The 14143-nt window shown below is 53.4% G+C and carries 13 protein-coding genes; 5 read left to right on the forward strand and 8 right to left on the reverse strand.

The genetic code is table 11. The features are described 5' to 3' along the window. Positions 1-281: 281 nt before the first annotated feature. The 3 genes from DI14_RS07865 to DI14_RS07875 are packed head-to-tail and all read right to left on the reverse strand — an operon-like array spanning position 282 to position 3622. Positions 282-704, reverse strand: coding sequence for a hypothetical protein (locus DI14_RS07865; RefSeq protein WP_152545887.1), 423 nt, complete (start codon positions 702-704; stop codon positions 282-284). Positions 705-743: 39 nt separating this feature from the next. Beyond that, entirely contained in the window at positions 744-1706 is a 963-nt protein-coding gene (locus tag DI14_RS15035) for a F510_1955 family glycosylhydrolase (protein WP_051622644.1), read from the reverse strand. A gap of 59 nt (positions 1707-1765) precedes the next feature. Beyond that, positions 1766-3622, reverse strand: coding sequence for a heavy metal translocating P-type ATPase (locus tag DI14_RS07875; protein ID WP_369792706.1), 1857 nt, complete (start codon positions 3620-3622; stop codon positions 1766-1768). A gap of 282 nt (positions 3623-3904) precedes the next feature. Between DI14_RS07875 and DI14_RS07880 the strand changes: the two genes are divergently transcribed. The 5 genes from DI14_RS07880 (at position 3905) to DI14_RS15515 (ending at position 8545) form a co-directional block, all read left to right on the forward strand. Next, positions 3905-5404 (forward strand): multicopper oxidase family protein, encoded by a 1500-nt coding sequence (locus tag DI14_RS07880; protein WP_081825851.1) that lies wholly within the window; start codon positions 3905-3907, stop codon positions 5402-5404. A gap of 26 nt (positions 5405-5430) precedes the next feature. Then, positions 5431-6003, forward strand: coding sequence for a YdhK family protein (locus DI14_RS07885; protein ID WP_034807265.1), 573 nt, complete (start codon positions 5431-5433; stop codon positions 6001-6003). Positions 6004-6211: 208 nt separating this feature from the next. Then, positions 6212-6913 carry a peptidoglycan DD-metalloendopeptidase family protein gene (locus DI14_RS07890; protein WP_235193425.1) on the forward strand — a complete coding sequence of 234 codons (702 nt, stop codon included), beginning with the start codon at positions 6212-6214 and terminating at the stop codon, positions 6911-6913. Positions 6914-7111: 198 nt separating this feature from the next. Beyond that, positions 7112-8290: a cell wall metabolism sensor histidine kinase WalK gene (locus DI14_RS07895; protein ID WP_081825852.1), complete on the forward strand. Its 1179-nt coding sequence runs from the start codon at positions 7112-7114 to the stop codon at positions 8288-8290. A 108-nt stretch (positions 8291-8398) separates the two neighbouring features. Then, positions 8399-8545: a hypothetical protein gene (locus tag DI14_RS15515; protein ID WP_200871108.1), complete on the forward strand. Its 147-nt coding sequence runs from the start codon at positions 8399-8401 to the stop codon at positions 8543-8545. Positions 8546-8599: 54 nt separating this feature from the next. On the opposite strand, the gene DI14_RS07905 is transcribed toward DI14_RS15515, so the two are convergent. The 5 genes from DI14_RS07905 to DI14_RS07925 are packed head-to-tail and all read right to left on the reverse strand — an operon-like array spanning position 8600 to position 14065. Further along, entirely contained in the window at positions 8600-10213 is a 1614-nt protein-coding gene (locus DI14_RS07905; protein WP_034807273.1) for an alpha-glucosidase, read from the reverse strand. A gap of 55 nt (positions 10214-10268) precedes the next feature. Then, on the reverse strand, positions 10269-10919 hold the full coding sequence (gene pgmB / locus DI14_RS07910; protein WP_034807275.1) for a beta-phosphoglucomutase: 651 nt from the start codon (positions 10917-10919) through the stop codon (positions 10269-10271). Between the two features lie 11 nt (positions 10920-10930). Then, complete coding sequence (locus DI14_RS07915; RefSeq protein ID WP_034807278.1) at positions 10931-11755, reverse strand: carbohydrate ABC transporter permease; 825 nt, start codon at positions 11753-11755, stop codon at positions 10931-10933. Between the two features lie 13 nt (positions 11756-11768). Next, complete coding sequence (locus tag DI14_RS07920) at positions 11769-12734, reverse strand: carbohydrate ABC transporter permease (RefSeq protein WP_034807281.1); 966 nt, start codon at positions 12732-12734, stop codon at positions 11769-11771. 56 nt (positions 12735-12790) lie between these two features. Beyond that, positions 12791-14065 (reverse strand): ABC transporter substrate-binding protein, encoded by a 1275-nt coding sequence (locus tag DI14_RS07925; RefSeq protein ID WP_034807282.1) that lies wholly within the window; start codon positions 14063-14065, stop codon positions 12791-12793. Positions 14066-14143 lie beyond the last annotated feature (78 nt).

Here is a 14143-nt window from a genome sequence, read left to right on the forward strand (position 1 = left end):
TTCCGTTGCCACCTCGTCGAGGCGGGTGAGATCGATCAGGAGGCGATCTTCATCGATGGCACGAAGCTCGAGGCGAACGCGAACCGATACACCTTCGTCTGGAGGAAGGCCATCGAGAAATACAGCGGCGCGACTCGGGGAAAAGGTCGACGCGATCGATGAGGAAATCGGTTCGACGACCGACGTCAAAGAAGGGGTCCGGTCACCGAAAATCGATGACCGGACCCCTCTTTTTGATTGAAATACTTTAGAACTGGCTAGTTATGTCCCAGCCTCATTTCTTATGGATTCGGCCAGATGGCCACTTCATACGTTCCCCACGTCGGTTCAAGACGCTCTAACGCGGCATACATGATTCTCGGGCCATACAAGGGAACGAGCACCAGCTTTTCTGATGAATAGTTGACGACAACCGCCTCATCTAACGTAGACGAGATGAGGATGAACTGCCGAACGTGATGAATCCGTCTCGCGACATGGCGTTCGAGCTGATTCACGACTTCGAAGAATTCGACGTCAGAATAATGGGACCCGATGCGTTCTTTGAATCCCTCGAAAATCAAATCATCATCTCGAACGAGGCATGTCGCCATCCGGACGACTACATGGGCGAACGACTGTACGTTCATCCCGCCGAGCTCGAGGTCATAGATTTCAATCCGCCGTTCTTCCACCTCGTCACCTCTCTTTCCAACTGGTTTCACATCCATTTCCCCTCAACATGTGAAAGAGTTGTGAAAGCGTCACTTCGCCACGCCCGCTTGAAGAAGCACCGACCAGTTACCGTCTTCAAACAAGTAGACGCTATTGTCAGAAGTAGCGAGTAAGAGGCGCTCCTCTTCAATGGCGAGCTCAATCGGCACCGCGTCCGCTTCTAGATTCGGCAACGGCAGCACCGTCTCACCTTCGTCCTGACGTAAGACGAGTTCATAGTCGGACGCATCTCGCACATAGGCGATTGTCGGACCATCCGTTGCGGCGAGGAGGATGTGCTCGCCTGAGATCAACGTGTCGAACGTATCGCCTCCATCGTCTGAGACGAGCATCCCGTTCGGGCCGTACACATACATACGTAGCGGTTCAGTGGCGTCAGCGAGGAGACCGGCAATCCCGTGACGAGCGGTCCCTTCCATCTTCATCGGTTCAAACGTCTCACCTTTGTCGAGCGAACGGTAAAAGCCTGGTCGCAACTCACTTGTCGGCTCTTCGAGATAAACGTATAGACTTTCGGACGTATAGCCTGCGCTCATATGGTGAAAATCCGCCTCCCCTTCTAGCGAGCGAACTTCGAGCGTCTCGCCTCGGTCGGTGCCACGGACGACACCGAGCGGATTTTTAAATGCGGATTGACGTTCGGGGTGACCGCTCGCATAAAAACCATCCTCGACAAGCTCAAAACCCATATAATCGTGACGGTTCGACATCAATTCGTACCAGCCATCATCCCGATACTCCATCAGTCCGTGGTGCGTCGCAACGACCGGACGGGCATCGTCCTGCCAAAACCCGGCCCCATGGATGTGCGAGATGGCCGCGTCGGTCTCGACTCGTGTCCAATTGTCGGCTTCGTCTTGCTGTGCCTTTTGTTCCGTCTCGACCACAGGCGTTTCCTGTTCAGTCGCCGTGTCATTCGGTGGCGTATCCGGTCCACAAGCGGTCAAAAATACGGTCGCCAACAGAGTTGGCAAAATCAACTTTTTCTTCATTTGTTCTTCCTCCATCTTCAGCATCGTTTTCAGTTTAACGTCTAAAAATGAAAGAATTGTTAAATCCGAAGCGTTCTTGCATTGAGCGCAACGATGACGGTACTGAGGCTCATTAAGACCGCACCGACGGCAGGCGACAAGATGACACCGAGTGGGGCCAACACGCCTGCCGCAAGCGGGATGGCGACGATGTTGTAACCGGCGGCCCACCACAAGTTTTGAATCATCTTGTTGTACGTGTTGCGAGACAAGTCGAGAATCGACAGCACGTCTTTCGGGTTGCTTCGGACGAGGACGATATCGGCCGTTTCGACGGCGACGTCGGTGCCGCTCCCGATAGCGATCCCGACGTCCGCTTGGGCCAAGGCCGGTGCATCATTGATGCCGTCCCCGACCATCGCCACTTTGCTTCCGTCGGCTTGGACGGTTTGAACTTGCCGCGATTTATCGTCCGGCAACACTTCGGCGTACACTTCCTCGATGTGAAGTTGCGACGCTACCCAATCGGCGACTTTCCGATTGTCCCCCGTCAGCATGATCGGGCGGACGCCCCGGTCTTTCAACGCTCGGACCGTCTCTTTCGCTTCATCGCGGACCATGTCCGCCAAAGCAATCATCCCGACCAAATCCCCGTCTCGAAGCGTGAAGACGACGGTTTTGCCGGCGGCAGATAACCGGTCGAACGCCGTTTCGTCAATGGAGAGCTCATGCTCCCGAATATAACGGGGGCTGACGATTTGAACGTGACCTCCCTCTACCTGTCCTTCTAATCCGACACCCGTGATCGAAGCGAAATCGACGACTTCAGGCAACGTCAACTCGCGTGCTTCCGCTTCCCGAAGAATGCCTCGTGCGAGCGGATGCTGCGAGGCCGTCTCGACCGTGGCGGCCAGGCGTAACACTTCCTCTTCTGTATGAGCAGATGCGGCCACAATATCCGTCACCCCGAAGTCGCCTTGCGTCAACGTGCCCGTCTTATCGAAAATGACTGCATCGAGGTGACGCGCCTCCTCGAACTGAGTCCGGTTTCGAATCAATAGCCCGCGTTTTGCCGACAAGGACGTCGAGACCGCCACGACGAGCGGAGACGCGAGACCGAGCGCGTGCGGACATGAGATGACCATGACGGTGACCATTCGTTCGACGGCCATACTGACCGGATATCCGAGAGCGACCCAAATGGCGAACGTCAGCACTCCCGCTCCGACGGCGACATAAAACAAGAGTTTGGCGGCCCGATTGGCTAGGTTTTGCGTTTTCGATTTGGATTCCTGCGCTTCTTTGACCAAGTCGATGACTTTCGCCAAGTATGTGCTCTCTCCCGTGCTTGTCGTCGAAATCGTCATGCTACCTTCTTGGTTGATTGATCCTGCGATGACTACATCCCCGGTCTCTTTTTCGACAGGCATCGATTCACCGGTCAACATCGACTCATCGACCGTCGTTCGCCCTTTCAGCAGTTCCCCATCGACAGGAATCTGCTCGCCCGGTTTGACGAGAATCAAATCCCCAGTAGCGAGCGCCGAGACGGGAACGTCCTCGATGTCACTCCCGTTGATGCGGTGGGCCACGCTCGGTAATAGACGAACGAGCTGTTGCAACGCGTTCGACGCACCCATGATCGAGCGCATCTCAATCCAGTGCCCGAGCAACATGATGACGATTAACGTCGCCAACTCCCAAAAGAAGTCATGTCCATGCCCATATCCGAACACGATGGCAACACTATAGAAGTACGCAACGCTGATGGCGAGTCCAATCAGCATCATCATCCCCGGATTTCGTTGACGCAATTCGTCGATGCTCCCTTTCAAAAACGGCCACCCTCCGTAGACGTACACAATCGTCGCCAACACGAATAGCGACTCCTTTTCATAAGGAAACGTGAGTTCGAAACCAGCCCACTCTTGAATCATATCTGACAAGATGAGAATCGGGATCGTCAGCCCTAACGAGACGAAAAATCGACGCTTATACTCTTCAATCATCCCTTCATGTCCGCCGGTATGCGAGTCATGCGCTTCCCCGTGTTCATGATGAGATGACGCGTGGTGTGAATGTTCCACGTTGACCACCTCCTATGCATACCACATACCCCTATACAGTATATAAAAACTTATTTTCCGTTTAACAAATATTTCATAACTTGTTGGTATAACTAAATAGGCTCTCGCTTTTAAACGAAAGGATGATGCCTTATGAACCGTTTAATAAAATGGATTGTCGGGACGGGTATCATAAGTATCGTGATTGGGCTGACTTTCCTTTTGTTCACGTTTGCCCCGGATCGCGGGATGATGGGTGACGGCTCATTCATGGGTGGGTGGAACGACCGCGGCATGATGCACGACAACGGCGGCATGGGACGCGGGAACACCGTCGATCTCGTCGCGTCGAACGAGCCGAATCAACCGCTGCCGATCCCGAAACGACTGCAACCCGATCGCGTCACGGACGAAGCGCTCTATTACACGGTTCGTGCCGAACGCGGCGAGCACCGATTCTTTAATCAGGGCGTCAGTAGCGAGACACTTGGTTACAACGGGAGTTTGCTCGGACCGATGATTGAATTGCCTACAGGAAAGACAGTTTATATCGATACAATCAATCAACTCGATGAACCGACCTCTTTCCATTGGCACGGTCTTGTCATTCCTGGTGAAGTAGACGGCGGTCCTCATCAGTTGATTGCCCCGGGCGAGCAAAAACGAGCTCGTCTCGATATTGACCAACAACCAGGCACGCTTTGGTTCCACCCACATCCGATGGGCATATCGGCCGAACAAGTATACCTCGGTCTGGCCGGACTCCTTTATGTAACAGATGACATGTCTTCCAGTCTGCCGAACGAATATGGCGTCGACGACATCCCGCTCATCGTCCAAGATCGTCTTTTCACAGACGACGGTCAACTCGATTACGATCGCCAGATGAACATCGATGGCACGATTGGCGATACGCTGATCGCGAACGGTGCGATCAATACGACGTTCGATGTGACGACGAAGACGTTGCGCGTCCGCCTCGTCAACGGGTCCAACGCACGGAACCTCGACTTCTCATTATCGAATGGAGCATCGTTCACTCAAATCGCGACCGATGGCGGCTTAATCGACCAACCCGTTTCACTTGAGACGTTGAAGCTCACACCGAGCGAACGCGCCGAGATTTTAATCGATTTTTCAGACCTTTCGCTCGGAGACGAGCTCGCCCTTGAGGCGGACGGGATTTCGTTCACGACATTCACGGTGCGCAGCAAAATCGTGCAGAATAGGGACTGGACCGATGCTTTCAGGGAAGCCCCTGTCACTAACGAATCGAGCGAAGCTGACCGCCGGCTTACTTTATTCGGGGTGAGCCACATGGTGACGATTGACGGCAAGCAGTTCGACCCGGACCGAATCGACATCAATGTGCAACAAGGTACGACCGAGGTGTGGGAGATTTATAATCGAGATGACATGATGGGCGGAATGACCCATCCGTTCCACATCCACGGTGTCCAGTTCCGGATTCTCGAACGGGAAGGCAAGCCGCCGCCCGATAACGAACACGGCTGGAAAGACACGGTCGCCGTCGCACCAGGAGAGCGCGTCAAAATCAAAATGACGTTCAGAGAGTCAGGGACGTTCATGTATCATTGCCACATCCTCGAACATGAAGAAAATGGGATGATGGGACAATTGAACGTGAAATAATCATATTTTACTTGGAGGGAACAGCGATGAAATGGAATAAGAAACTTGGCGTAATGACGATGGCACTTTCACTCAGCGGTTTGCTCGTCGCTTGCGGTGAAGACGACACGACGGATAACAACACGCACATGAATGATCAGATGGAAGAGACGATGGACCACGGGGATATGGACATGTCCGGTTCTGGTGACGTGCCGGCAGGACTTCAAGATGCCGAGAACCCGACGTTCAATGTCGGAGATCAAGCCGTCATCAGCGAAGCCCACATGCCTGGAATGGAAGGAGCCGAGGCAACCATCGTCGGCGCCTACGACACAATCGTCTATAGCATCTCATATGACCCGATGCATGGGGGCGAGCGCGTGCGTGACCACAAGTGGATTATTCACGAAGAAATTGTCGATGCAAAAGCTGACGCTTATGAGCCGGGTGATGAAGTAACAGTCGATGCCGAGCATATGAACGGTATGGGCGGCGCGACCGCAACGATCGACTCTGCTGAGGAGACGACAGTTTACATGGTCGATTTCGAACTGGACAACGGAAAACGTGTCACAAACCACAAATGGGTGACCGAAGACGAACTGTCCGCGGAGTGAAGAAACAGCCACCTTCATATGGAACGATCACAGCGAGCTTGCCCGATTTGGGTAAGCTCGCTTTTATAATGTCAATATATTTTTTTGAAATATAAATGAAATATTAAAATATATTTTTGGTGATAAAATTTAAATTATCAGGTTCGTTATGTCGCATATACCACTTTCTTACACCGAAGGGATTTACATAAAAATGAAAAAGAAATTAATGACAATTGTATTAAGCGCACTACTCACCGTCGGCCTTCTCACCCCTGTCTCGACACCGGTCGAAGCGTCAACGTATTACAAAGCCGAAGTGACGACGAACATCTTGAACGTCCGATCGGGTCCGAGTACGGCGTATCCGATCGTCGGCACGGCCAAGCTCGGTCAGACGTTTTCGGCGCAACACACGACGGCCTCATGGACGAAAATCAACTTCAACGGCACGTCCCGCTACGTCTCAAGTGCATTCATCAAGCCGTACGCGAGCACGACGCTTCAAACGTCGTCGACGACGAAGCTCCTCATGCCGACGAAAGGCACGTTGACGCAAAAGTATGGTCCGGCGAGCGGCATTTACGGCTACACGTTCCATAATGGGATTGACCTCGCAGCAGCGAAAGGTACTCCGGTCATCGCCGCGTCTGGCGGACAAGTCATCGTCGCCCGCAACGCTGGCGCCTACGGGAACCATATCATGATCACGCATCAATTGAACGGCCAGTCGTACACGACCGTTTACGCCCACCTCGATCGCTTGAACGTCGTCCAAGGCCAGACGGTCTTACGCGGCGCGACCATCGGCACGGTCGGCAACACCGGGAACTCGTTTGGTAACCATCTTCACTTCGAAGTACATAAATCGCCATACGTCTACAGCAGTAGCGCACCGGCGAGTAGCCTCAATCCGTATAACTTCTTTTGACACCTCCCCTCCATCCCGCATCGGATGGAGGGTTTTTCAATTCGTCCCGGATTGAAGCCGAAATTGATTGGTACTTTATTGTGACTATTGGTTTTGACTTCATTGACGTATAATGGAAATCAAAAGATAACTATTTCGAACGGACGTTTCGTCTTCATATATGTGACAGAGTTAACAAGAGTGAAAGGAGGTTCGCTTATGGAACGTAAGCAGTTCTATCCGTCGCGTCGGCACCATCATCGAAATGGAGGAAAACGACCACTCTCCGCCAAACGCACCCGGTCGCCCCACAGTTTCCCGATCGCTTCGATCGTCGAAGAGGCGCAAGACGCGATCTGTTATATCGACTTCACCCGCAACCACCTCTATTCGAACGAAGAGTTGCGCGCGATGTGCCCAGCGATGGTCACCCGCCGTTTCGAGGACGTTACGGCGCTCACCGCCTTCTTTTTCGCGCGCTTCGAAGAGAACGGGGCTGACCTTGACGCAATCGCCCCGGTCTGGCAAGAGATGCTCGACAACCGCTTCCTCGGTTGCCCGAACATGGACGCCCACCGCCTTCATCTCGGGGAACGGGTGATTCAACTCATCTTCAACTTCACGAACACGCCGCGCGGTGTCTTCATCATGTGGCGTGACGAGACGGAGACGATTCTGTTCGAGGAACAAAAGGACGCCTTCCTCGCCGAGCTGTCACACGACTTCCGGACGCCGCTCACGGCCATCAACGGCTACGCCGAGCTGCTCATGTATCGGCACACCGACGACGAGAAGACGCACGCCATGCTCACGCTCGTAAAACAAGAGGCCGAGCGGCTCGAACGGCTCGTCGACAACTTCCTCGACTATCAGCGCGTCTCGTATTCCGAAGAACTGTTGACGCGGCAACCGATTGATTTGTTGCGGCTGCTCGAATCCGTCGTCTCGAGCTATGACGCGACGTCGGCCAACCATCGTGTGACGCTGTCGACGCTTGAGTCGGCCACGATTGAGGCCGACCAAGACAAGCTGCTTCAGCTCGTCCACAATTTGGTCGGCAACGCCATCAAATATTCCCCGGACGGTGGGACGATTGACGTCTCGGTCACCGACGAGGACGGGACGCTCGTCTTACCCGTTAAAGATTCTGGTATCGGCATCCCGGAAGAAGCGCTGCCGTACATCTTTGACGAGTATTATCGCGTCGACTCCGACGCCCACCGTCCGATTAAAGGGACCGGGCTCGGCCTGCGCATCTGTAAGCGGATCGCCGAGGCCCACGGTTGGGGCATCCATGCCGATTCCGTTTACGGGGAAGGGACGACGTTTTGTATCTACCTCTACTCCCCGACCGCGACGAGCACGACGCGACTCGGTGAGCGAGAAGAAAAGGTTTGACCACGACGGTCAAACCTTTTTGACGTCTAGACAGATGAACCCTCCCTGAATGCCAAGAGCGACTTTCGGGAAAAGAATAAATGAAGCGCCAGGAAAGGATGGATGCATATGAATCGACAACGTGGCTATTTGGCCCTCCCCGTCGCCGTCGCCTTTATCGTCATTTTCGGTTTGATTTTCGACAACTGGTGGATCGGGCTCGGCATCGGCATCGCGATGTTCTTCGCCTTCCAAGGTACGAAAAAGAAAGCCTGACGAAAAAAACGGACCAAATCCTCAAACGATTTGGTCCGTCAGTTCACTGACCGCTTATATCGCGGTCTTTTTCATGTAAATGCGCGCCTCATGCGGAAGTAATCGCGCCTCGTCGTTCTTTACGTTTTGAAGGACGATCTTGTCCCCTTCCACATCGATGGAAAGGTCACGCGGTTCATCCGAATGGTTCAAGACGATCGTAAAGCGTGTGCCGTCAAGTTCGCGGACGTAGGCGTGCAAGAATTCATCTTCTGGTAACAAGTCTTCAAACGTGCCGTAAATGAGCGTTTCATGCGACTTCCGTAATTGAATCAATTGTTGGTAATATCGAAAGACGGAATCTTCTCGTTCGAGGTCGGTGGCCACGTTCAATTCATAGTAATTCGGGTTGACCCTCATCCACGGTACTCCCGTCGTAAAGCCTGCTTGCGGCTCGTCCGTCCACTGCATCGGTGTGCGGGAATTATCGCGGCTGAGTAGTTGTAGGCTCGCGAACACTTCTTCCGGGTCACGTCCGTTCGCGACTTCCTCGGCGTACCGGTTTCGCATGGCGATGTCTTGATAATCGTCAATCGAGTCGAACGTCACACCGGTCATCCCAATCTCTTCCCCTTGATAGATGTACGGCATCCCTGGGAGCGTATGCGTCAGCGTGGCGAGCAGTTTCGCCGAGGCGACGCGATGTTCGCCGTCATTGCCGTACCGGGTCACTTGGCGCGTGTGGTCGTGGTTGTTCAAGAATTGCGAGTTCCAGCCTCGTCCGTTCAACCCTTCATACCAGTCGCGCTGAATCGCTTTAAACCGGAGCATGTCCCACGTCGGCATCTCGTCGGCGATTTGGAAGTGGAACAACGTGTCGAGCTCGCGGCGTGACTCGTCGACGTAAAGAAGCCCTTCCGCCGGCGTCACGAACGGGATCTCTCCGACCGTCATGCAGTCATAGTGCTGGAGCACCTCCTCGTGCATCTCTTGAAGGTATTCGTGGATGCCCGGATTGTTCGCCAAATAGCTGAGATCGTACGGATTGGCGACGTCGGATAAGTCTTTCCGCTTAGCGAGCAGGTTGATGACGTCCATCCGGAATCCGTCGATGCCTTTGTCGAGCCAAAACCGCATCATGCGATAAATCTCTTGGCGCAACTCCTCGTTCTCCCAGTTCAGATCGGGCTGCTCGACGGCGAACGAGTGATAATAGTATTGCCCACTCTGCGAATCAAGCTCCCAACACGACGGGGCGAAATAGGAGCGCCAATTGTTCGGCACTCCGCCGTCGACGGGATCATGCCAAATATAATAGTCGCGCTTCGGTGCGTCTTTCGATGCCTTCGCCTCAAGAAACCAAGGATGCTCGTCCGACGTATGGTTGACGACGAGGTCGAGGATGACTTTCAGGCCAATCGCGTGGGCTTCATCAAGCAACCGTTCGAAGTCTTTCATCGTCCCCGCCTCGTCCATGACCTGGTAATAGTCGGCGATGTCATAGCCGTTATCCCGGTCCGGCGAGACGTAGAACGGGTTCAACCAGACGACGTCCGCTCCGAGTTCCTTGATGTACGGAAGTTTTTGCCGCACCCCTTCCAAATCCCCATATCCGTCCCCGTTCGTATCGAGAAAGCTCCGCCAATACACTTGATAGACGACCGCTTCTTTCCACCATGTCCGTTTCATTGAATATCCTCCTTCATAAGAAAGGCCTCGAGCGTCCACTCGAGGCTTCGTTTTGTTAAATCCGCGTCAAGACGTTGTCGAGCGTGAGCCCCGTCGTGTCCGTGAACACAACGTCCGCTTCCGTCAACACTGCGGGATCACCGATACCGACGGCGAACATCCCCGCCGCATGGATCGCTTCGACACCAGCCACCGCATCTTCGACACCGATACAATCTTTCGGCTCGACACGAAGTGCCTCGGCCGCCTTCAAGAAGACTTCAGGGTGTGGTTTCGACTCGGCGACGGTCGCCGCATCGACGATATGGTCGAACGCAGCGAGCAATCCGAGTTGTTTTGTGACCATGTAGGCGTTCTTTGAAGCGGACGCCATGCCCACTTTATAGCCGGCTTGTCTGATTTCACTTAGGAACGCTTCAACCCCAGGTAAAATGTCCGCATGGGTGATGTTCGAAATGAGCGACACATAGTGTTCATTCTTCTTCGTGGCGAGTTGTTCCTTCTCTTCCACTGAAAAATCGTGCTCACGGCCGCCGAGACGAAGAATGCGTTCGAGCGACTCGGTACGGCTTACCCCTTTGAGCGTTTCGTTAAATTCGCGGTCGAACGGGATATTGAGTTCTTCTCCGAGCGCCTTCCATGCCAAGTAATGATATTCCGCGCTGTCCGTGATGACACCGTCTAAGTCAAAGATAAAAGCTTTCATATGATCTCTCCTTATTTGTCCCCACCAATACGCAAGCCTTGCATGAAGTACTTATTCAGCAAGATGTACAAGATGATGATTGGGATGATACTGACGACCGAGGCCGCCATGATATAGTTCCACTGTGTGGCGTTTTGGCTTTGGAACGACTGAAGTCCGAGCGTGAGCGTGTACTTCTCTGGCGACGTGATATAGAGAAGCGGTTTTAAAAATTCATTCCAAAAACCGAGGAAGACGAAGACGGCTTGCGTCGCGACAGAGGCTTTCGCCATCGGAAAGACGATGCGCCAAAACGTCTGGAATCGGTTGAGCCCGTCGACTTGCGCGGCTTCCTCGACTTCACGCGGGAAGTTGATGAAGAACTGACGCATCAAGAAGATGTAGGCGAAGTTGATCGCTCCGGGTACGATGAGCGCCGCGTACGTATCCAAAATCCCGAGCGAGCGCATAATCAAGTAGTTTGGGATGAGCAAGATTTGTCCCGGCACCATCATGACGGCGAGAATCAACAGGAACAAGTAGTTCCGCCCCGGGAAACGGAGGCGCGCAAGCGAATATCCCGCCATCGTGTTGAAGATGACGTTCACAATCGTCCCGACCGTCGCGATGAAGAACGAGTTCATAATCCAGCGCGGGAATAACGGATCATTCGTGAAGATGTGTTGGTAGTTGGCAAGCGTTGGATTTTCCGGCCAAAGCGTCAGCCCCCCAGCGACAATCTCGCTATACGGCTTGAACGAGGCGAGCACTGCCCAAAGGAATGGGTACAGCGTGATGAGCGCGTATGACACGAGAATGACATAGAGCAAGACGCGCGGCCATTTTCTTTTTTTCATGATCCATTCCTCCTTAGTAGTTCGACTCTTCCTTGTTCAAGCGGCGGGCAATCATCGACACGGTGAAGATGATGAGCGTCAAGATGATGGCGAGCGCCGAGGCGTATCCCATCGTCCCAATCGTCTGGAAGGCGTATTGGTAGATGATGAGCGAGAACGTGAGCGTCGCATTGTTCGGGCCGCCCGTCCCCCCAGAAATAATGTACGCTTGGTCGAACAATTGGAAACAACCGATGATGCCCATGAGAAGCACGTAGTTTGTGACTGGCGTCAAATTCGGCACGGTAATTTTCATCAGTTTCTGCCAAGCGTTCGCCCCGTCAAGTGATGCCGCTTCATATAACGAATGTGGGATGTCCTGTAGACCGGCCAAATAAATCGTCATGAAGAACGGTACGGTCGACCAAATGTTCATGACCATGATCGTCGCCAGCGCGAAGTCGGTCTCATTGATGAAGTTGACCGGCGCTTCGAGCAATCCGAAGTTGACGAGCAAATTGTTAATCGGACCGTTCAAGCTGAACAGGAACATGAAAATCATCGTCAGTGCCGAACTCGACGTGAGCGTCGGCAAGAAGTAAATCGTCCGGAACGTATTTTGGAACCGAATGCCCGAATTAAGGACAGCCGCCATGAGGAGTGCGACCGCTGTTTGAATCGGGACGACGAAGAGCGCATAGCGGAACGTATTATTAAGCGCCGCCCACACCCGGTCGTCATTCCAGGCGTTCACATAGTTCGTAAAGCCGACCCACTGAAAGTCGATGCCTCCGAACAAGTTGACGCGCGTGAATGACAAAAAGAGTGAATAGAAGATTGGAAGCAATGTGAACGTGAATAAGAGAATCAGTGTCGGCAACATGAACGTGACGCCTTGCAGGGCCTCCCGACGATTTCGTTCGCTCCCTTTTCCGTTTTTCGGGCTCGGCGCTTGTGCGACCGCGTCCGTGCGACGGTTAATCTCGAGTTGTGTGCCCATAGGACCCTTCCTTTCCGAACAAAAGTAGGCTCGCGGTGTCACGCGAGCCCTTCATCTTACTGCAACTGCGTCTCGATATCTTTGTTCGCTGCGTCTTCGGCGCGTTTCATCGCCTCTTCAAGCGTCATGTCACCGGTTAGTGCTGCCGGCAACAAGTTGTTGTATTCACGGGCGACAATTGAGAGCGAATCACCTTTTTGCCACGGTGTCGCATAGGCGCCGGCTGCGACGAACGGTGCTTTCAATTCGTCGTCTTGTAGGTTCAACTCTTCAGCGATTGACTTGAGCGATGGCAGGACACCCGCGCCCTCTGACCAAATCTTCATACCATCTTGTGATGTCGCGTAGTTGATGAACTCCCAGCCTGCTGCTTTCTCATTCGAATCACTGTTGAGCGAGTAAGAGACGGTGAACATCATCGAGCCGCTGTCCCCACCGATTGTCGGGACTTCTTTCGTTCCCATCTCAACATCCGGGAAGTTTTGCTCGATGTGTGAAATCGCCCAGTTCCCTTCAATCATGATGGCCGCACGCTCAGCACCAAACGAGTCCCCGGCCCAGCCTTGACCAAGGTCAGCCGGACGTTGGATGAGTTTGTCCTGATAGGCATCGATGAGCGGTTGAAGTGCCGCGATTTGATCCGGCTGCGAGAGGACGGCTTTTCCGTCTCCGTCAACGACGTCCGTGCCACCCGACTGCAGGACGAACATGTGACGGGCAAGCTCAGATGTCGTGATGGCCGGTACAACACCAGACGGGAGCTCTCCTTGAAGTTCAGCGAGAAACGCCGGAAGTTCTTCCATTTCAGTCGGAATGTCGTCCGCCGTGAATCCTGCCTCTTCAATCATCTGCTTGTTATAATAGAGTCCGAGCGTCGAATAGTCTTTCGGCAATCCGAATAACTGATCGTCAGACTTGAACGCGTTGATGGCCGGCTCGTAGAAGTCGCCGAGATCTTTGTCCGCTTGCTCAATGTATTGATCGAGCGGCTCCAAGACCCCTTGTTTCGATAGTTCCGGCGCGAGGAACGCGTCGACATAAAAGACGTCAGGCGCCGTTCCGCCGACGAGGTCGGTCTGAAGTTGTGTTTGGTAGTCGTTATATACTTTCTTTTTCACCGTGATGCCGGTCTCTTCCGTGAAGGCAGCGAGCAATTCATCAAACGCACGGACTTCGGCGTCCGTCCCTTTCCACGTCCCGACCGTGATTTCTTTTCCTTCGAGCTCTGTCGGGTCAGAAGCGACCTGTGCTTCTTCGTCTCCGCCACAAGCTGCTGCGAATACGAGGCTCGATACGAGTAAAACAGATAAAGAGATACGTTTTTTATTCATTGCGTGATTTCCTCCTTAAGAATGATGACAAAAAAGTAACCGCTTTCAACTCACAGTTTGATTTTATACCCGAAACGT

Origin of the sequence: Exiguobacterium sp. AB2, from assembly GCF_000696055.1 — a bacterium.
GTDB lineage: Bacteria > Bacillota > Bacilli > Exiguobacteriales > Exiguobacteriaceae > Exiguobacterium > Exiguobacterium alkaliphilum.